Origin of the sequence: Trichormus variabilis 0441 (assembly GCF_009856605.1) — a bacterium.
Taxonomy (GTDB): Bacteria; Cyanobacteriota; Cyanobacteriia; order Cyanobacteriales; family Nostocaceae; genus Trichormus; species Trichormus variabilis.
In genome coordinates this window covers 3,059,084-3,077,820 of record NZ_CP047242.1, presented here as the reverse complement: position 1 = coordinate 3,077,820, position 18,737 = coordinate 3,059,084, and the positions used below count along the sequence as shown (strand labels likewise).

At 42.0% G+C, this 18,737-nt stretch carries 16 protein-coding genes, 1 tRNA gene and 1 pseudogene; 9 read left to right on the top strand and 9 right to left on the bottom strand.

Going from position 1 to position 18,737, the window contains the following annotated elements:
* Positions 1-6 precede the first annotated feature (6 nt).
* The 5 genes from GSQ19_RS12510 to rppA all read right to left on the bottom strand — a co-directional run bounded on the left by GSQ19_RS12510 (position 7) and on the right by rppA (position 5,666).
* Positions 7-780: an ABC transporter permease gene (locus tag GSQ19_RS12510; RefSeq protein ID WP_041456074.1), complete on the bottom strand. Its 774-nt coding sequence runs from the start codon at positions 778-780 to the stop codon at positions 7-9.
* Between the two features lie 115 nt (positions 781-895).
* Complete coding sequence (locus GSQ19_RS12505; protein WP_011318274.1) at positions 896-2,371, bottom strand: BamA/TamA family outer membrane protein; 1,476 nt, start codon at positions 2,369-2,371, stop codon at positions 896-898.
* A 128-nt stretch (positions 2,372-2,499) separates the two neighbouring features.
* On the bottom strand, positions 2,500-3,465 hold the full coding sequence (gene hpsE, locus GSQ19_RS12500) for a hormogonium polysaccharide biosynthesis glycosyltransferase HpsE (protein ID WP_011318273.1): 966 nt from the start codon (positions 3,463-3,465) through the stop codon (positions 2,500-2,502).
* A gap of 612 nt (positions 3,466-4,077) precedes the next feature.
* Entirely contained in the window at positions 4,078-4,869 is a 792-nt protein-coding gene (locus tag GSQ19_RS12495) for a TIGR01548 family HAD-type hydrolase (RefSeq protein ID WP_011318272.1), read from the bottom strand.
* A gap of 122 nt (positions 4,870-4,991) precedes the next feature.
* Positions 4,992-5,666: a two-component system response regulator RppA gene (gene rppA / locus GSQ19_RS12490; protein WP_011318271.1), complete on the bottom strand. Its 675-nt coding sequence runs from the start codon at positions 5,664-5,666 to the stop codon at positions 4,992-4,994.
* Positions 5,667-5,876: 210 nt separating this feature from the next.
* On the opposite strand from rppA, the gene GSQ19_RS12485 reads away from it, so the two are divergent.
* From GSQ19_RS12485 to GSQ19_RS12470, 4 genes are all read left to right on the top strand, one after another.
* On the top strand, positions 5,877-6,458 hold the full coding sequence (locus tag GSQ19_RS12485; protein ID WP_011318270.1) for a hypothetical protein: 582 nt from the start codon (positions 5,877-5,879) through the stop codon (positions 6,456-6,458).
* 218 nt (positions 6,459-6,676) lie between these two features.
* Positions 6,677-7,489, top strand: coding sequence for a superoxide dismutase (locus tag GSQ19_RS12480; RefSeq protein ID WP_011318269.1), 813 nt, complete (start codon positions 6,677-6,679; stop codon positions 7,487-7,489).
* Positions 7,490-7,602: 113 nt separating this feature from the next.
* Positions 7,603-8,148, top strand: a complete 546-nt coding sequence (locus GSQ19_RS12475) for a tetratricopeptide repeat protein (RefSeq protein ID WP_011318268.1) — start codon at positions 7,603-7,605, stop codon at positions 8,146-8,148.
* A gap of 83 nt (positions 8,149-8,231) precedes the next feature.
* The gene (locus tag GSQ19_RS12470; protein ID WP_153228356.1) at positions 8,232-8,480 is read left to right on the top strand and encodes a hypothetical protein; all 249 of its coding nucleotides are present in this window, start codon (positions 8,232-8,234) and stop codon (positions 8,478-8,480) included.
* 222 nt (positions 8,481-8,702) lie between these two features.
* Here the strand turns inward: GSQ19_RS12470 and GSQ19_RS12465 are convergent, their stop codons facing one another.
* The gene (locus GSQ19_RS12465; protein WP_011318267.1) at positions 8,703-9,377 is read right to left on the bottom strand and encodes a Uma2 family endonuclease; all 675 of its coding nucleotides are present in this window, start codon (positions 9,375-9,377) and stop codon (positions 8,703-8,705) included.
* Positions 9,378-9,574: 197 nt separating this feature from the next.
* On the opposite strand from GSQ19_RS12465, the gene GSQ19_RS12460 reads away from it, so the two are divergent.
* Positions 9,575-10,168 (top strand): Uma2 family endonuclease, encoded by a 594-nt coding sequence (locus tag GSQ19_RS12460; RefSeq protein WP_011318266.1) that lies wholly within the window; start codon positions 9,575-9,577, stop codon positions 10,166-10,168.
* Between the two features lie 376 nt (positions 10,169-10,544).
* On the opposite strand, the pseudogene GSQ19_RS12455 reads toward GSQ19_RS12460, so the two are convergent.
* Positions 10,545-11,200 (bottom strand): annotated as a pseudogene (locus GSQ19_RS12455) (IS5 family transposase).
* Positions 11,201-11,484: 284 nt separating this feature from the next.
* Here GSQ19_RS12455 and GSQ19_RS12450 point away from each other — a divergent pair.
* From GSQ19_RS12450 to GSQ19_RS12440, 3 genes are all read left to right on the top strand, one after another.
* Positions 11,485-13,224, top strand: a complete 1,740-nt coding sequence (locus tag GSQ19_RS12450) for a diflavin flavoprotein (RefSeq protein WP_011318263.1) — start codon at positions 11,485-11,487, stop codon at positions 13,222-13,224.
* 185 nt (positions 13,225-13,409) lie between these two features.
* Positions 13,410-15,122, top strand: a complete 1,713-nt coding sequence (locus GSQ19_RS12445) for a diflavin flavoprotein (protein WP_041456671.1) — start codon at positions 13,410-13,412, stop codon at positions 15,120-15,122.
* Between the two features lie 373 nt (positions 15,123-15,495).
* Positions 15,496-15,738 (top strand): hypothetical protein, encoded by a 243-nt coding sequence (locus GSQ19_RS12440; RefSeq protein ID WP_011318261.1) that lies wholly within the window; start codon positions 15,496-15,498, stop codon positions 15,736-15,738.
* A 33-nt stretch (positions 15,739-15,771) separates the two neighbouring features.
* Here GSQ19_RS12440 and GSQ19_RS12435 read toward each other — a convergent pair whose 3' ends face one another.
* On the bottom strand, positions 15,772-16,554 hold the full coding sequence (locus GSQ19_RS12435; protein ID WP_011318260.1) for a TrmH family RNA methyltransferase: 783 nt from the start codon (positions 16,552-16,554) through the stop codon (positions 15,772-15,774).
* Between the two features lie 67 nt (positions 16,555-16,621).
* Positions 16,622-16,703 (bottom strand) — tRNA-Leu (locus GSQ19_RS12430).
* A gap of 650 nt (positions 16,704-17,353) precedes the next feature.
* On the opposite strand from GSQ19_RS12430, the gene murA reads away from it, so the two are divergent.
* Positions 17,354-18,697: a UDP-N-acetylglucosamine 1-carboxyvinyltransferase gene (gene murA, locus GSQ19_RS12425; RefSeq protein ID WP_011318259.1), complete on the top strand. Its 1,344-nt coding sequence runs from the start codon at positions 17,354-17,356 to the stop codon at positions 18,695-18,697.
* Positions 18,698-18,737: the final 40 nt, after the last annotated feature.

The window sequence follows — 18,737 nt, the reverse complement described above, 5'->3', positions numbered from 1 at the left end:
GCTCAATTATAATCTTCTCTCTACAATTAACATTCGTTGATACGATAACCAACCACCAATAATCATCGCTATAGCGAATGCTAATAAAAAAGTAATGTGTGAAGCTATTTTATCAACTGGTTCCCCTTTTGAAGATACAGCAACTAAAGCTTCATTCATATGATAAATGGGATTATATTTAGCTATATTGATCAGGGTTTTAGGAAACAATGCAGTCGGTAAAAATGCCCCACCCAGAATTAATAAAGGAACGCCAAAGGCGGCTACCAAAGAATTGACATCTTCAATCCGCCTGGCTAATTGTGTACCGAGAATAAAACCCAAACCAACGTAAGCAGCAATACTCAGAAAAATAATTCCCAATCCTAATAAAATTGAACCTTTAAAAGTTGCGCCCCAAAAAGCAGCGATCGCATAAATTAATAAAGCCTGACCAATACCAATGCAACTATGGGCCAGGAAAATCCCCAAAAAATAAGATAAACCACTCAAGGGAGACAGAAAAAGACGTTTGAGGGTTTGTTGTTCTCTTTCTGCTACTACAGTAGACACAGTACCGCCCAAGCAACTAAAGAACAGTGCAGCACCCACTAAAGTTGAAGGTGCAGCATAGGAAAAAGCATCAGCTAGGGGTAGTTCCGCCCGTTCTGCTAATATAAAACCACTCAAAGTCAGTACCGAAATCGGGAAGATACTCCAAAAAATCAAACTGCGTCTACGGCGTAACAGTTCAATTAAAATACGTTTGGTAACTGCGATGGTTTCACGCCAATATTTCATCATTGGGGACAAGAAAGTAAAAAGTAAAAAGGTAAAAGATTTTTTCTTTTGCCTTAGATTGGGGGAAGTAGTGAGAAAAATAATGATATTTGACCAATCACTTATTGACTATTGATTAAAATCTTTGTCCAGTTGTAATCTCAAATCTGATTTCTCCTTGGTCACTAACTCCCAAGTCACCACGAAATAAACCAAAAGGAGAGTTTAAGCGGACTCCTAAGCCATAGCCAAAGCCGCTTCCCGGTTTGTTTCTGACTACACCTGGTTCCCCGATGACTGTTTTACCAGAACCAAAATCTGAGGCGAAATCGGTAAATACAACTCCGCCGATTGACTCCACAATGGGAAAACGATATTCCACAGAAGCTAAACCATAACTGCGACCACTGGCGAGTTTTCCTGAACCATAACCGCGTACCGAATTTAGCCCGCCTAAATTAAACGCATCAGCCGGGGGAAATTCTCCAAAAATTGTGCCAAGTTGCAAATTTACAGCCACCATCTCCGGATTATCTGTAAGATTCTGATTTCCTATCCAGGTGACTGGTAGATATTGAATATAGTTTCCTTGGAGACGGTTACTAAAAATATTCCCTAGTCCCAAGGGAATGGCTTGTTCGGTGCTGAGGGTGAGAATTGAACCTTGAGTGGGATTGAGGCGATGATCTCGTAAATCTCTCGTTACAGCCAAGGATAATGTAAATAGGTCATCAATGCCCTTACCACTTGCCGAAAGCGGATTACCTAAGCCATCAGCCCGGACAACGTTGTAATCTTGATCACGGAGACTAATCCTGGTGTAGTTAAAACCTAACGCCCCATCCCATTCATCAAAAGAACGGAGTAAAGCCACAGAACCACCAAATCTACCTTCCCTGGTTCTGTTACCATTGGCTAGTCTGATCTCATCATCAAAGGTACGGGATATTTGGCGATCGCGGAAAGCTGTTACACTATAACCCAGACGTTCTGGTTCTCCTGGACGATAAGGACTTGTAAATCGGCTATTAAATTGGATATCTTTACCGCTAACCTGCACGGTTGTTGTCAGTTGGTCATTTAAACCGCTAATGTTGGCATCTTTATAAGTTACCCGGCCAGACAAGCCAATATCATCGTTATTGCCTATACCGTAATTCCAACTAGGAAAGCGGCGCTCTTTAACATCATAAATAATACTTACCCCAAAGGGATTTTCTTCTCGGTAAGCCCTAACATAAGTGAATGACTCTAGTTTCTGCAATCTTCGCAAATCTGCCTGTAGAGCTTCATCACGGAATATTTGACCAGGCTTGAGTTTTAACAAACCTAAAATAAAATCTTTTTGGGTGCGTCCTATAATCGGTTTTCCCTGCTCATCTACAGACTGATTATTGTCGTCGATAAACCGAATTTGCACATCCTGAACAATTGTTTGGGTAAGTTCACCCGTTTCCGGAACACCTACATAATCACCATATTTGGCGTATCCATCAATAACCGTTCCGTCAGACAAATCTTTCGTCTCCACCGGAAAATTCGCCAGTACTGGCTGATGTTCCCGACTCACGAATAGCCCCACCACCAAAATCACAACTATTGGAACACGCATATTGGCAACCAATTAGTGTTATCAATTTTGCCTTATTTAGTGAGTGTACGCAACTCTTGGAGGGTGTAGGGGACGGTTCGCGGTGGCGTAAATTAACGTGAGTCTCCAATGGAGGCGAAGTTGGAGACTCAAATTAAATGAAAATATTTTTTGATGTATGCTTGCCAAATATAGGGAGGACTTAGCAAGCTACCAATAAATAGTTCCAGTTCACAAGCTGCAATCAAATCCCTCTTGACGCTACCGCGATATTTGCATAAGTGCAGAAGAAGTTTACGTAGATCATTAAAAATATATACCCAAAATAAAACAGGAGCTTGCCAAGGTTTAACACTCAACATCCGCGTGTGATAACGGCTCAACCCAATACCACGGCATAAATCAACAAGATAATCTTTCTTTAACCGCCAATGAGGGATTTGGTGAGTTATTTGCATTTCTGGGTTATACCAAATATCCCATCCGGCTTGTTGAATATGTAGTAGTGCTTCTAAATCTTCCCCTGGTAAATAGGGTTCGCAAACTCGACCTTGGAGAAAACATCTTTCTGGCACATTTTCTAACCAAGCTTGTTTTCGCACCACTAACCCGGCTCCAGGGGGCAGTACCTTTTTTTTTGGCTCATAGAGCAGCTTGTTCGAGCCTCGCTCTGTTAAGGCTAGTAGTGCTGCTATGCGTTGGAAATCAGCTGGAGGAGGAGCTTCAAATTCACCCTGAATACGACTACCATAAGCACCTGCACGAGGATGATTTTGAGCAAATAAATAGGCACTAGCAACCCATGTGGGAGAGGGAACATTATCGTCATCTAAAAAGCCAATTAGCTCTCCTCTGGCTGCTGCAACAGCGTGTTGACGGGCGATCGCTAATCCTTGTTCTGGCTCAAAACTATATCGCAATTGCCCGAATTTAAAACAAGTATTTTGATACTGCTGGACTACTTGTTTGGTGCTGTCTGTACTGTTGTTATCAACTACAAGTATTTCCCACGGAATCGCTTCTGTACCTATTTGATTTTGCAATTTATCAAGTACATTAGGCAGTCTTGTTGCACCGTTATAAGTGCATATCACCACGGTGAATTTGATGATCATATTTCTTTAAATGACATGAGATAAAAGGAATCAATTCATGCTTGAGCCAAATGCACCTCAAGTTTTTAATCTTTTTTGCAGCGCTATATACAGTATAAGTAAGTACACTTATTTGAATATGAAAACTTGATGTATTTTCAGTGAAAAAACGTGATTATAGTAGTTTTTTCGGAGTATAGTACTACGCATTTAATTGATTGATCTAGCAGATAAGCTACTCTGTTTTTAAGTTGCACAATCCATTGTGAGGGCTGTTAAATGTTAACAGCCCTTATTGATAGTTATTTACTTACGTATTTTTGCCTTGATCGTAAAGTTAAGACTTGGGAATAGGTTTAATTTTGAACTGCTTAGGACTTATACCAATTCAAATAATGATTGCAACACATCATGGGGTGAAGACGCGATTTATCGCGTCTCTACGGATGGTTTATCTATCGCATTCTTTTTTCAAATTGGTATTACGCATGACAACGAAAGATCAAGGGTTTGGAGAAGGGTATGAATCAATTCAAAATACCCTACGGGAAGCTAAAGCTTAAAATTCAAAATAAATGTTTTACACCCCTACACCCGGTCTCAACAGAAAATCTGGGTACGTAAGTCCTATTGTTAAGACAACTGCTGTAATAACTCTTGTATTTGCGCTGGATTTAACTGTTCAACATTACTTAAAACTACTGCTGCACCGGCTGTTACTAATGTTTGTGCATAAGCTTCTCGACGGGCTGCTGTTTCTTGGACATGAGGCGGTAAGATACCTACTCCAATCCAAGTACGGTGAGGTTTGATTTCTCTAGCCTTGCTGACTGTGTACATATCTGCTACCGTGTCTCCGACATAGAGAATTACTGATTTTTCCTCTAGCCCATCCTCTAACTGGCTAATAGTTGCAAAAAGTCCTGTGGGGTCTGGTTTACCTGGCGCATCTTCCATTGCAATGAGTACGGGAGAGTGTAAACCCAAACGTTGTTTTAAAACATAGTTAGCAGAACCACGAGTAGCACCGCTAAAAAATCCCCAAGCAATACCCGCTTGTGTAAGTTGTTCTAAATAACTTGGTTGTAATAATAACGGTTCATCACAGATATATCCCGTCCAATTGTCTGGGTCTGGGCCACGGTAACGGGATTGAAAAAAGGCAACTATATTGTTGTAGTCTAGTTGCAATTGTTCACGGCGTGTTCCTTGAGCTGCAAAGTAACGGGAGATTAATTCTTGAGACGCTTCCCAATCGTTGTTCCAAATACCTTCGGATTTCAGTTCATCAATTTCTAAAGAAGTGGGACGATAGGCCTTATTTGTAAAGTACTCTACCGTGTCTGCTAAGGCTCGACGATAGGAACCCCCAACATCGCGGATAACTCCATCTATATCAAATATTGCGATCGCTTTTGTAGTCATCAGAACTGTTCATAAGGTAATGGGTAATAGGTAGTGGGTAATTAGTTATGTTCTCCGGCTTCACCTAGTTCCCAATTCCCAGTCCCTATCTTTTAGGCAATTATCCCATTGATTGACAATATTTAATATTGTGGATTTAGGCGATAACCCATACCATAAACCGTTCTAATCCACTCTGCTGCATCTACTTGCTGCAAACGGTGTCGCAGCTTGCGTACCAGTACGGTTAAAGCATTGCTTTCTGGTTCCATTCCCCACTCCCACAGTGCTTCTTCTATCTGGCTGCGAGTTAAAACCTGATTGGGGTGACGCATGAGGTATTCGAGTAATCGTGCTTCACGGGGAGATAGCTCGACTTTGAGTTGCTCTCGTTCTACGGTTAAATATGCTAGATGCAATTGTAAGTCTGCAACACGCAAGCTGTCTCCTTGCCAATTGGGAACTCGCCTTGCTAAAGCACGAACCCGCGCCAACAGTTCTACTAAGTCTGCGGGTTTGACGAGATAATCATCTGCACCAGCATCTAAACCCATCACTTTGTCTGGTGTGGTGTCTCTGGCCGTTAGCATCAATATAGGTGCAGTTTTACCCGAACAACGATACTGGCGGCACAAACTTAACCCGCTTATTGTGGGTAGCATCCAATCTAAAATCAGTAGGTCATAATCCTTTTGGGAAATCAACCACTCGGCAATTTCTCCGTCTTCCGCCGTATCTACAATATAGCCAGCTTCCGATAAGATACCTTGTAATGGCTCTAATTGTTCATAATCATCTTCCACTAGTAATATCCGCATAAGATTTTTGGGGATGGAATTGTCAGATCCTTTTTAATAAAGATAAGTGTTTTGATATCTATCATAACTACTATCCCAATTTTATATTTTGATTTGTTCGACCAGGAGACAGATTATATATCTATCAATAGATAGTTTTACTGGAAAATTGATAAATTTTTTCAGACCTTATTAAAGATTTAAGACCATTTTACTTGACAAATTACATCTATGCCTGATTTACGTCCACATATTTTGCTGATTATTATGTCACTTTTGCTGGTGGGTATTTCTTTTTGGGCTGGCAGTGATTTGTTAACGAAGCACTTATTAGCTTTGTCTTATAGGACAATAGATAAGTTACAAGCTGATCAGCTGACGCAAGTTATATTAATGATGAGTTTTACGGTAATTGATACTCAAATAGAACAAGACCAAAGCCTAACAAAAGTTAATATTAATATTGGCGATTCTCTGCTCAAGACAGTAGAAATGGAATTTCCTAAATCTAATTTTGATGAAGCAGCGATCGCCAAAACATTTGGATTGTATCCTCAAGTAAAAAAGATAAATCGTAATCAACCAGTGACCGTCAATATTCCTGTAGCATTAAAGGCAATTAAAGCTGAGATTAAAAAAGAAAAAGAAATAACATTTATTGAAGTAATAACTGCTAATAAATCACTGAGAAAGTTGAGCTTTGTATTTCCAGTCACCGAAATAAATATGATAGAATCAATGACTGCTCAAGTATTAAAACTACAGCCTCAAGATGTTCAAGAGCTAGTACGTTATCAGGTGAGAAAATCGTGAGCGCAGGCTAGCGTCACAGCTAAAAAGAATAAAATCTAATTGTCTTATTACCTATTATCTATTAACTCTGAATCCAGATTAAGTTATTGTGTTTTAAGCGCCATATAAAGTCCAATTTTTCTGGCAATTATTTATTCTTTGCTATTAAGAATTTTGGCACCAACTATATAAGCAGAGCATATTATAGCTCAATTTAAGAACAAACAAGAGGCAACAACATGAAATCATCTCTGTGGCAACGGTTTATTGGCTTTTTCATGGTAATTCTAGTGACATCTATGCTTTATGCTTGCCAACCTCAAGAGGCAGCAAATTCCCTCCCAACTAATGTAGCAAGTCCTGTGCAAACCACTGCGACCGCAACAGATAAACGTTCCATAGGTTTTCTAGACCGCCCACTGGGGACAAATCCAGCCGAGTTACCGCCATTACCTTATGGTTATGATGCACTAGAGAAAGCGATCGATGCAGAAACTATGAAACTGCATCACGATAAACATCATGCCGCTTACGTTAATAACCTTAATAATGCGTTGAAAAAGCATCCAGAACTGCAAAATAGTAGTGTAGAAGCTTTACTGCGGGATTTGAATAGTGTGCCTGAAGATATTCGCAACACAGTACGTAATAATGGTGGCGGACATCTCAACCATACAATTTTCTGGCAAATTATGAGTCCCAATGGCGGTGGACAACCAACAGGAGACATCGCCCAAGAAATCAACCAAACCTTTGGCAATTTTGAAGAGTTCAAAAAACAGTTTAACAAAGCAGGAGGCGATCGCTTTGGTAGTGGTTGGGTTTGGTTAGTGCGAAATCCCCAAGGACAGTTACAGATTGTCAGCACTCCTAATCAGGATAGCCCTATCGCAGAAGGTTCATACCCAATCATGGGGAATGATGTCTGGGAACACGCCTATTATCTCAGATATCAAAATCGTCGTCCTGAATATTTAAATAACTGGTGGAATGTAGTTAATTGGTCAGAAATTAACAAACGCGCCCAAGCTTCACGGCAAAGTAATTCGTAATAACCTGCGGCTTCTCTATGTTTCCGTAGCGTGTCGTAGACAGATTGACACTAACCGACCTAAAGCCAGTAGGGTGCGTCAGTATGAATAATTTCTCTGTATAGTTAGGTTCTATGGCACTGACGCACCCTACCAAAATGTCAACGGTTCTCAGAGAAATTGCTTATTGTGAACACCAAATAGGTGAGGTTGATCGAGCATCAAACTATTACGAACAAGCTTTAAATCTTTGTCCCGCAGAAGACGAACGAGAATTAGGAGCAATCTATGATTATTTAGGGATGCTGAAAGACGACAAAGGGGAAGTGGATCAAGCAATAGCACTCTACAATCAGTCTTTAGAAATAAAAGAACGCATTGGAAATGTCCAAGGCAAAGCGGCGACTTTGCACCAACTGGGAATTCTCCATGCCGATAAAGGGGAAGTCGCTCAAGCGATCGCACTCTACCACCAGTCTTTGGAAATAACTGAACACATTGGTAATGTCCAAGGCAAAGCAATAACTCTGTGGTGTTTGGGGCATTTGGCGGAACAGCAGGGTGAATACGCTAAGGCGATATCTTATTTGCAACCAGCTTTAGAGATTTTGCAGCGATTACAGTCACCACACGCTGAAGATGTGAGGGTGAGTCTTGAGAGGGTGATGGGGAATTCTTGAAAGTTTTTGTCTCACGCAGAGGCGCAAAGGCGCAAAGAAGAAGGTGAGTGTGTGGTTTAGGTAAATGAAAGTTGCTGTAATGAGTGTTTAATACTCGCGGGAGAGTGTTTGATATTCGTGGGCGAGTCTTTGATACTCACGCGAGAGTGTTTAATACTCGTGGGCGAGTCTTTGATATTCACGCGAGAGTCTTTGATACTCATGGGCGAGTGTTTAATACTTGTGGGCGAGTGTTTGATACTTGTGGGAGAGTGTTTAATACTCGTGGGAGAGTCTTTGACATTCACGCGAGAGTCTTTGATACTCATGGGCGAGTGTTTGAACTCCATTGATGAATCTTTGAGCTTAATTCGAGAACTTCAAAGCTTCGTTAATGAACTTTTGAGCTTAGTGATAGCGGTTTGCAGTTGAATGTAATACAGACCTAAACCCTAACTCTTCTCTACAAGGGAAGCTACGCTGTACACACATTTATATGCTGTGTAGCAAGTGGCGTGGATTTAGGGGGATCTAAAACGTTTTGCTACTGACCAGAGAAATTTTAAAATATGCTCTTAGATTAAATCAGGATCTACGCCAAGCGATCGCAATCTTTCTGCTAATAATTCGGCGCGTTGCTGTGCTTGCTGTGCTTGTTCTTCCGGAGTTAAAAGCCTTTGCCCTTCTTGGTTATACCAATACACCCACTCGCGGGGAATACCGAGATAAGTTCCCTGTTCTATACCAATTCCTAAACCTATTTCTGGTAGCCACACAGGATTGCCATCATATAACTCATAAACATTGTTAACTAATTTGTATACTTCCAATCGTGGCTTGCGGCGACGCAATGGATTGTAAACCACATAATACAAAATCCCTAGTTTTGCATACTCCGCTTTCTTAGTTGAGTATTCACCGCGATATGTTTGGGATACTACCTCCAGCACTAATACTGGTAGTTTCTTTTCTTCCCAAAGCACATAACTGGGACGAAGATTTGCATCATAAAATCGTTCTACACCCAAACTCAAAAACCCATCCGGTACTATTGCTGGTGAGTCAGGGTCATAATAAATACCCATATCTACGCCAAAAAACCAATCCATGCGTTCTGGCCAAGCCATCGCCAAAAGGGCTTTGAGTAAACCGGGAATCAAATCTTGTAATTCATTATCCACGGGGGTATCGTCCGAGTCTGGTAGTTCCTCTGATGATGGTAAGCAAGCTAATGGATTGTAATTTAGCATGATTGATTTCCCGTTCCTCAGTTATGAGTACATCTTTATTTTATAAATGAAAGTATTAGGATCTATGCCGAGCGATGTCTACGACGGGTTACGCCTACGCATCTTACAATCAGTCTATTGGATATCAAAAAACGCTAGGCGATCGCCACAAAAATAAACAATTAAGCTGTGATTCTTCTCTATAGGTGAAAACTGTTATGCAAACCGCAACCCAAAAACGTTATTACACCCCCGAAGAATATCTAGAACTGGAAGAAAAAGCCGAATTTAGAAGCGAATACCGCAATGGAGAAATCATTCCGATGACAGGCGGCACTACTAATCATAATAAAATAGCCCTTAATACAGCATTTGCTTTAAAATCTGCTTTGCGCGCTCAAGATTACGAGATTTACATGGCTGATGTGCGTTTATGGCTACCCCGTTATCAGCAATATACCTATCCTGATGTCATGGTAATTCAAGGTGAGCCGGTTTATGCCGGAACTAATACCACCACTGTCACCAATCCATCATTAATAGTAGAAGTTTTATCTAAGTCCACAAAAAATTATGACCAAGGCGATAAGTTTCATTATTATCGCCCTATTCCAGAATTTCAAGAATATATTTTAATCGACCAGTATCAACATCATGTGATGAAATATGTAAAAACTGCGGCTGATCAATGGTTGTTTACTGAATTAGAAAGTGACTCTGCAACTTTATCACTCAGCACTGTTGATTTACAAATTTCTATACCTGAAATTTATGAAAAGGTGAGTTTTAGTGACAGCAATGATGAAGAGTAATTCAGTCTGAGTTGATGGAAATTTTACAACCCTTACACCAGATATCAACAGAAAATCTGGGTGCGTGAGTCCTATTTAACAATAACAGTTGAAGTTATACCAATTGTCTATGAAGTTGCGCCAAATAAATGATGTAGAGACGTTGCATGCAGCATCTCTACAGTGCGGAATAAAGTGCATTTTCATCAAGAAACTGTATTAGTATCATCTTCCCACCTTTCCTGAAGTTTAGGTTTTAATACTTATGAAGTAGGGAAATCTATGCTTTTTGTTACGGTAATCTTGCCAAGACGAATAAGTTATGTATGATATGTGAGGGATTTTAAATTATGCCAAGAAATATCAATATTTAAGAGATTATTTATAAAGTAAATCTTTAGGAGACAAGACGACGTAGCATAATTCTAGTCATAACAGCATATTCAACATGAGCTTGGATCATCAACCAAACACAGAGTGCAAATTTATCACCGTCGTAACCAGAATCAACCCACATAACTTTAACTTTTTCCAGTAATTCCGGGCGTTCTTCTAGCAATTCCATGAGTGCGTAAGCAGCAAGTACTCGTTCTGGGGCGTTTGCTTCACTGACAACGACTTTTAACAAAAGTCCTAGACTATCAACCAAAGTCTGCCGCTTTCTGCCCTTTACCTTTTTACATCCGTCAAAACCGTACACATCCCCTTTTTTGGTCGGTCTTGGATCGACTGACTGTCTGCGGCGATCGCAGTTGGTTGTGTTGATTTGCCTAACTTTGAGCGAACTTGACCACGCAATGTATGATTTAATTTTTCCAAAACTCCCTTGCGCTGCCATTTCCTGTAGTAGCTGTATACCGTTGAGCTTGGTGGGAAGTCCCCTGGAAGCATATTCCATTGACATCCTGTTTTCAAATGATAATAGATGGCATTGCATATTTCACGCATATCTGTTGTGCGTGGATGTCCTCCAGTTTTTGCTGGTGGAATCAACTCAGACAGAATTTCCCACTCTATATCAGTTAAGTCTGTGGGGTAAGACTTTCGAGCCATGAGCAACTATGTAAATACACTGTTTATGAAGTATTTTATCGTTACCGTAACTCCTTTTCTCTCGCTTTTAGATTTACTTTATAAATAGCCTCTAAAACGTGATACCCTTTGGGTAATTTGATTTACAGGATATTTATTGAGTTATAAAATACGCTGATAAATGGCATTATTTGCTACAAGTTGAATTTGAGAAAATATCGTTTTTATTACAACTTTAAAATTTAGTTAGGCGCACAATGGGGGCAGAGAAATAATTACTGTTTATTTGCGCTCGGAGACGAATCATGGTATCGATGTCTACGACCGGCAACGCCCACACAGAAAATGTTCAGCATCGTCTGACTGTAGAAACTGTAGAAATTGCCCCTAACACTACGGCGATTCGCTGTCTAGACTGGGATCGCGATCGCTTCGATATCGAATTCGGACTACAAAACGGTACGACTTATAATTCATATCTAATTAGAGGCGAACAGACAGTTTTAGTTGATACTTCTCACCAGAAGTTCCGCCAGCTGTATTTAGAAACACTAAAAGGTCTAATTAACCCCAAGGCTATTGATTACATTATTGTCAGTCATACAGAACCAGACCACAGCGGTTTGGTGGAAGATGTGCTGCAATTAGCACCAAGAGCAACTGTCTTGGCTTCTAAGATTGCTTTGCAATTTTTGGAAGGTTTAGTACACGATCCTTTTTCTAAGCGGATTGTCAAAAGTGGCGATCGCATCGATATTGGTAAAGGTCACGAAATTGAGTTTGTTAGTGCGCCTAATCTGCACTGGCCTGATACCATTTTTAGCTATGATCGCAAAACCGAAGTTATCTATACTTGTGATGCTTTTGGGATGCACTTTTGCGACAACCGCACTTTTGATGAAGACTTAGAAGCGATTGAAGCTGATTTCAGATTTTACTACGACTGTCTCATGGGGCCAAATGCGCGATCGCTATTGAACGCGATGAAGCGCATGGGTGAACTGGGCAAAATTAAGATAATCGCTAACGGTCACGGGCCTCTGTTGTACCATCATTTAGATGTGTTGACTGAGTGTTACCAAAGCTGGAGCCAAAGACAAGCCAAAGCGGAAACCACCGTTGGTTTATTCTATGTCGCCGACTATGGCTATAGCAACTTACTAGTTCAAGCCATCGGCGAGGGTATTCAAAAAACTGGTGTTGCTGTAGAAATGATCGACCTCAGCACAGCAGAAATTCAAGAAATTCAAGAATTGGCAGGTAGGGCAGCTGGTTTAATTATTGGTATGCCTCCCACAACATCGGTAGCAGCTCAAGCTGGTATTAGTTCCCTGCTATCTGTAGTTAAAGATAAGCAAGCAGTCGGCTTGTTTGAATGCTTCGGTGGCGATGACGAACCCGTTGATACCATCCGCCGCAAATTTATTGATTTGGGTGTGAAAGAAGCCTTCCCGGCGATTCGGATTAAAGATGTTCCTGGCGCATCCGCATACCAATTATGTACAGAAGCGGGTACAGACTTGGGACAACTGCTGACACGGGAACGTAACATCAAGCAAATCAAGTCCCTCGATGTCAACATGGAAAAGGCATTGGGACGGATTAGCAACGGTCTGTATATCGTCACAACCAAAAAAGGTGATGTTAGCAGCGCCATGTTAGCTTCCTGGGTATCCCAAGCCAGCTTGCAACCATTGGGCTTTACGATTGCCGTAGCTAAAGATAGAGCTATTGATACCTTAATGCAAGTAGGCGATCGCTTCGTTCTCAATGTCTTAGAAGAAGGCAATTACCAAGAACTGAAAAAACAATTCCTCAAGCGCCTCCATCCCGGTGCAGACCGCTTTGCCGGAGTAAGAACCCAAATTGCCAAAAACGGCTCCCCCATCCTCACAGACGCTCTAGCATACATGGAATGCGAAGTCCAAAGCAGCCTAGAATGCAGCGATCACTACATTTTATACTGCACCGTGGAAGATGGTCGCGTTTCCAAGCCCGATGGACTAACAGCAGTTCGTCACCGCAAAGTAGGCAACTATTACTAAGAAAGGGGTATAGGGGTATAGGGGTATAGGGGTGTAGAAGAACGTTTCTATACCTAATCCCCAGTCCCCAGTCCCTAGTCCCCAATACCCAACTCCCAATATCTATGAACTTAATCCAATCAATTAAAGACTGGGCAAAATCTACCCGGTTTTTGCAATTTTTTGACAAACCTAAAACAAAATCTATGAGCGATTCCAAGCCCCGTGACGTACAGGTTTTGCCGATTGCTACAAACACGAAAGTTCTCAGAGCGCGTAGTTGGTCACGTTTGCGGTTTGAAATTGAATATGCTTTAGAAAGAGGTACTACCTCTAACTCTTATGTAATTGAAGGTGATAAAACAGCAATTATTGACCCGCCTGTTGAAAGCTTTATGGGAATTTATCTCGAAGCATTGCAACAGACGATCAATTTGAAAAAATTGGATTATGTTATTTTGGGTCACTTTAGCCCCAACCGCATACCTACTTTCAAGGCGCTGTTAGAATTGGCTCCCCAGATTACCTTTGTCTGTTCCCTACCGGCGGCTGGTGATTTACGGGCGGCTTTCCCTGATGACAACTTAAATATTTTGGCAATGCGGGGTAAGGAAACCCTGGATTTAGGTAAGGGTCATGTGTTGAAGTTCTTGCCAATTCCTAGCCCCCGGTGGCCGGCTGGACTTTGTACTTACGATGTGCAAACCCAGATTCTCTACACAGATAAGATTTTCGGCGCTCATATCTGTGGCGATGATGTATTTGATGATAACTGGGAATCCTTCAAGGAAGACCAACGTTATTACTACAACTGTTTGATGGCTCCCCATGCTATCCATGTGGAAGCAGCATTAGAGAAAATCTCTGATTTACAAGTGCGGATGTATGCTGTGGGTCATGGGCCTCTGGTACGTACCAGTTTAATCGCCCTCACCCAAGCCTATGCAGATTGGAGTAAAGCCCAAAAAGAGCGAGAAATTTCCGTCGCCTTACTCTATGCTTCAGCTTACGGTAATACTGCAACTATAGCGCGGGCGATCGCTCTCGGATTAACTAAAGGCGGTGTTGCGGTTAAATCTATCAACTGCGAATTTGCCACACCGGAAGAAATTCAAAGCAATTTAGAACAAGTCGATGCTTTCCTCATCGGTTCTCCTACCATCGGTGGTCATGCACCAACCCCCATTAATACTGCTTTGGGTATTGTCCTCAAAGTTGGTGATAACAACAAACTAGCCGGGGTGTTTGGTTCCTACGGTTGGAGTGGTGAAGCCTTAGACATGATTGAAGGTAAACTGCGGGATGCGGGATATCGCTTTGGTTTAGAAACCTTGAAGGTGAAGTTTAAACCAGACGATGTTACCCTCAAGTTCTGTGAAGAAGTTGGTACAGACTTCGCCCAAACCTTGAAGAAAGCCAAAAAAGTCCGCGTACCCCAACAAGCCGCTACCCCTGTAGAACAAGCTGTTGGTCGCATTGTCGGCTCAGTTTGTGTCATTACCGCCAAACAAGGCGATGTGTCTACAGGAATGCTTGGTTCTTGGGTATCTCAAGCCACCTTTAACCCACCAGGTTTAACTGTCGCCATTGCCAAAGAACGGGCGATTGAATCCCTCATGTATCCCGGTGGTAAATTTGCCTTGAATATCTTACCTGAAGGCAGTCATCTGGAATACATGAAGCATTTCCGCAAAAACTTCGCGCCAGGGGAAGACCGTTTTGCCAACTTCACCACTACAGAAGCTGACAACGGTTGTACAGTCCTCGCTGACGCTTTAGCTTATGTGGAATGCTCGGTTGACCAACGCCTAGAATGTGGCGACCACTGGGTAGTATATGCAACTGTTGACAACGGTAAGTTACTCAAGCCCGATGATGTAACTGCGATTAATCATCGCAAAACCGGTACTCATTATTAAAAACCAGACTTCAAACTAAAGTCTCAATCTATACAAACTAAGCTTGCTTTGGCAGGCTTTTTTTATTGCACAGCGTATGTCAGTTGTGGAAATGATCTGGTCTAATAACCCAACCCGCACATGGCGTGGTTTTTACATATCTTTGCCACTGACTACTGACCACTGACAAAACTCTATCCCCTTGTGGGTGGGTTTTTATCCATAAAATTTCGCTACCCGTTTTGCCGATGAGTGTGTAAACTTTATACAGCAAATGGATGTAAATATTTTTTAGATGGGCAAATTTATATTTTGTAGATACTGGTGAAGAACTGCAATTTTTCAGTCACCCCAGGTTTAGGTTACACAGTCAATCAAATTTTTTTACAAAACTATGGAGCAAAGCCAGCCCGAAAAGCGCCGTCACCTTGAACAAGAGTTTCAAGCATCCCTGGAAGAGTTGGAGGATATCTTACAGGAAAGCTTAGTTGAAGATGAAGAAACTACCGTTACATCTACTGATAATATTGGTCAAGTGACGGCTTGTGAGGATGAAACTCATATTGATTTGGCAGCCTTGGAAGATGCGGTTGCTGATATTGAAAATTATTTAGAAGAAATCACAAAGTCCAAATAGTCGCCACCCAACGCAGCAACATCAATGTATTACCTATTGAAAGTTTAACTGTCGCTGTACTTCGTACAACATTAAGGCGGATGTAATTGCCACATTCAAAGATTCTACACCAGGACTCAGGGGAATTTTCACTTCCTGGTCTGCCATCGCCGCTAAATCAGGCGACAAGCCAGCGCCTTCATTCCCCAATAAAATTAAACTGGGTTTATGCCAGTCTATTTCCCAATAAGTTAACTTAGCTGTGGGTAAGGTGGCTACTACCTGCATTCCTGCTTGCTGGCAAAGCTGCACTGTTGCTTTTAAATCTTCACTAACTGCGGTGGCTAAACGAAACCACTGTCCAGCCGAAGCCCTGAGAACTTTCGGGTTATCTAAATCTACACTATCTTGACTCAACCATAACCCGGAAGCACCAGCAGCCGCCGCAGTGCGAATGATTGTCCCTAAATTACCAGGGTCTTGGATGGTTTCTAAGGCTAGGACTACACCTGTAAATGGTATTTGGCTTTGGAGTTCGCTGCGCTTTGCTGTTGCCACTACCCCATCTGGTTGTACAGTAGTAGCGATCGCTTGCAATACTTCTTCACTGACTATCTCACAGCGATCGCATCGATTACAAGCCTCTTCCCACAAAGCTGTGTGGCTTGCCTCCCATTCTGGAGTACAACACACCACCTCTAGGGGATAATCCATTGCACAAGCTTCTTCTAACAAATGCGTCCCTTCCAACAGGAACAGACCTTGTTTATGCCGCTCCTTGGTGGAGTGCAGCTTGCGGATTTGTTTAACTAAAGAGTTTTGTAAACTTGTTAACATTACTAGTGCTGAGTTCCGATTATTTAACAACTCAGCACTCAGTACTCATAACTAAGCACTGAATTTATGCGGAACCCGGGACTTGAACCCGGAAGCCTTGCGGCACTAGAACCTGAATCTAGCGCGTCTGCCAATTCCGCCAGTTCCGCTTGCGGTTTATTTATCGACCGTTTTTGATTGTTACCTAATTATTGATTTTTGTCAAGTCAAATTCTTGAGAGTTAAAGTGCGTAGGGTTGCTAGTAAGTTGCCGCTCAGTCTTCCCCCTTGCTCCCATGCTTCTTGTGACTGAGCGATTGCTGGCGATCATTGGCAAACAGGGGTTGGTAAACTCTTTTATAGCTATGCTACTAGAAAAAATGATTCTTGTGGCGTTTTTCTAGCCAACACTCATTGCTTGATAAAAAATATCAACTTGTCAGACTTTAATTAGGGTCTTATAGAAATTAGAGTTAACGAAATGGGAATTATTCATAGGTGGATAATCGCTGATGGCTTAATTTGCAGTAGTGAGGGCATATGACAAGATTTTATTGAGTATTTATTTTTACATAAAAACAATGCTCTGTATTAAGTCGTCGATAAATTTAGTTAAAACCTATAAGCCTTGCTATCATTAACTTCCAGCCATCAGCGCAGACCCGAAAAATGATTTATCAGTACAAGAGATAACTACAAAAATGTAGACAAATCAAATCTTTACTGTAGAATCAAAACCAACTTCTAACCTAGAAAATTACGTGTTTATTTTGGAGGTAGGCTTATTAATCCTTCTAGCAGCTTACCAGATGCCAAACTGGTGCCAGAAGCAGACTCCTCAGTCTTGCAAATTTGGGGTGGGCATCCCTTACGGGGTCATGTCAAAATTAGCGGGGCAAAAAATTCAGCATTGGTAATCATGGCTGGAGCCTTGCTTTGTTCAGGAGATTGCCGGATTCGTAACGTTCCTTTATTGGCGGACGTAGAACGAATGGGTGAAGTAATATCGGCGTTAGGTGTACGCTTGACACGACAAGCAGACATCATAGACATCAATGCCAGCGAAATTAAGACATCAAAAGCTCCCTACGAGCTAGTTACCCAGTTACGAGCGAGTTTCTTTGCCATAGGAGCCATTTTGGCAAGGTTAGGCGTTGCACAGATGCCATTACCTGGCGGTTGTGCCATAGGAGCCAGACCCGTTGATCTGCACGTCCGAGGACTGCAAGCAATGGGCGCAGAGGTGCAAATTGAACATGGCATTTGTAACGCCTATGTTCCTGGTAGTGGTGGTAGGTTGAAAGGAGCCAAAATTTACCTAGATACTCCCAGTGTGGGAGCGACAGAAACCTTGATGATGGCAGCCACCCTCGCCGATGGCGAAACCATCTTGGAAAACGCTGCACGGGAGCCAGAAGTAGTCGATTTGGCTAATTTCTGCAAGGCAATGGGAGCTAATATTCAGGGCGCTGGCACTAGTACAATTACTATTGTTGGTGTTCCTAAATTACACTCTGTTGACTACAGTATTATTCCCGATCGCATTGAGGCTGGAACTTTCCTCGTTGCCGGAGCTATCACCCGTTCCGAAATTACTCTTTCCTCAGTAGTACCAGATCATTTAATCCCGTTAATTGCCAAGTTGCGGGATATTGGCGTAACCATCATTGAGGAAAGTCCAGATTGCTTACGCATTCTTCCTGCCGAAATTCTCAAGGCTACGGATATTGATACCTTGCCCCATCCTGGGTTCCCCACGGATATGCAGGCACCATTTATGGCCTTGTTAACTTTGGCAGAAGGCGACAGCATTATTAACGAATCAGTATTTGAAAATCGCTTGCGCCATGCCTCAGAGTTAAATCGCTTAGGGGCAGATATTCGGGTGAAAGGCAATACTGCTTTTGTGCGCGGAGTGCCAATTTTATCAGGTGCGCCAGTCATCGGCACAGACTTACGAGCATCAGCCGCGTTAGTCATAGCCGGATTAGCCGCCGAAGGTAAAACTACCATTCAGGGCTTACATCATCTTGATCGGGGCTACGATCAAATTGATGTAAAGTTGCAACAATTGGGAGCTAAAATCCTTCGAGTACGCGAGGAGCCAGCAAATGCTGAAGTAGCCGCTAATAACAATGCGTCGCCAGCGCCGATTTCTACTTAGGTAAGGGTGTAGGGGTGTAAGGGTGTAAGGGTGTAGGGGT

What these genes read in the sequence shown, in the direction of transcription:
- GSQ19_RS12435 (WP_011318260.1), bottom strand. Translation starts at nt 16,554, where the DNA reads ATGTTAACAAGTTTACAAAACTCTTTAGTTAAACAAATCCGCAAGCTG.
- rppA (WP_011318271.1), bottom strand. Translation starts at nt 5,666, where the DNA reads ATGCGGATATTACTAGTGGAAGATGATTATGAACAATTAGAGCCATTA.
- GSQ19_RS12440 (WP_011318261.1), top strand. Translation starts at nt 15,496, where the DNA reads ATGGAGCAAAGCCAGCCCGAAAAGCGCCGTCACCTTGAACAAGAGTTT.
- GSQ19_RS12480 (WP_011318269.1), top strand. Translation starts at nt 6,677, where the DNA reads ATGAAATCATCTCTGTGGCAACGGTTTATTGGCTTTTTCATGGTAATT.
- GSQ19_RS12460 (WP_011318266.1), top strand. Translation starts at nt 9,575, where the DNA reads ATGCAAACCGCAACCCAAAAACGTTATTACACCCCCGAAGAATATCTA.
- hpsE (WP_011318273.1), bottom strand. Translation starts at nt 3,465, where the DNA reads ATGATCATCAAATTCACCGTGGTGATATGCACTTATAACGGTGCAACA.
- GSQ19_RS12495 (WP_011318272.1), bottom strand. Translation starts at nt 4,869, where the DNA reads ATGACTACAAAAGCGATCGCAATATTTGATATAGATGGAGTTATCCGC.
- GSQ19_RS12505 (WP_011318274.1), bottom strand. Translation starts at nt 2,371, where the DNA reads ATGCGTGTTCCAATAGTTGTGATTTTGGTGGTGGGGCTATTCGTGAGT.
- GSQ19_RS12450 (WP_011318263.1), top strand. Translation starts at nt 11,485, where the DNA reads ATGGTATCGATGTCTACGACCGGCAACGCCCACACAGAAAATGTTCAG.
- GSQ19_RS12485 (WP_011318270.1), top strand. Translation starts at nt 5,877, where the DNA reads ATGCCTGATTTACGTCCACATATTTTGCTGATTATTATGTCACTTTTG.
- GSQ19_RS12465 (WP_011318267.1), bottom strand. Translation starts at nt 9,377, where the DNA reads ATGCTAAATTACAATCCATTAGCTTGCTTACCATCATCAGAGGAACTA.
- GSQ19_RS12445 (WP_041456671.1), top strand. Translation starts at nt 13,410, where the DNA reads ATGAGCGATTCCAAGCCCCGTGACGTACAGGTTTTGCCGATTGCTACA.
- GSQ19_RS12510 (WP_041456074.1), bottom strand. Translation starts at nt 780, where the DNA reads ATGAAATATTGGCGTGAAACCATCGCAGTTACCAAACGTATTTTAATT.
- GSQ19_RS12475 (WP_011318268.1), top strand. Translation starts at nt 7,603, where the DNA reads ATGGCACTGACGCACCCTACCAAAATGTCAACGGTTCTCAGAGAAATT.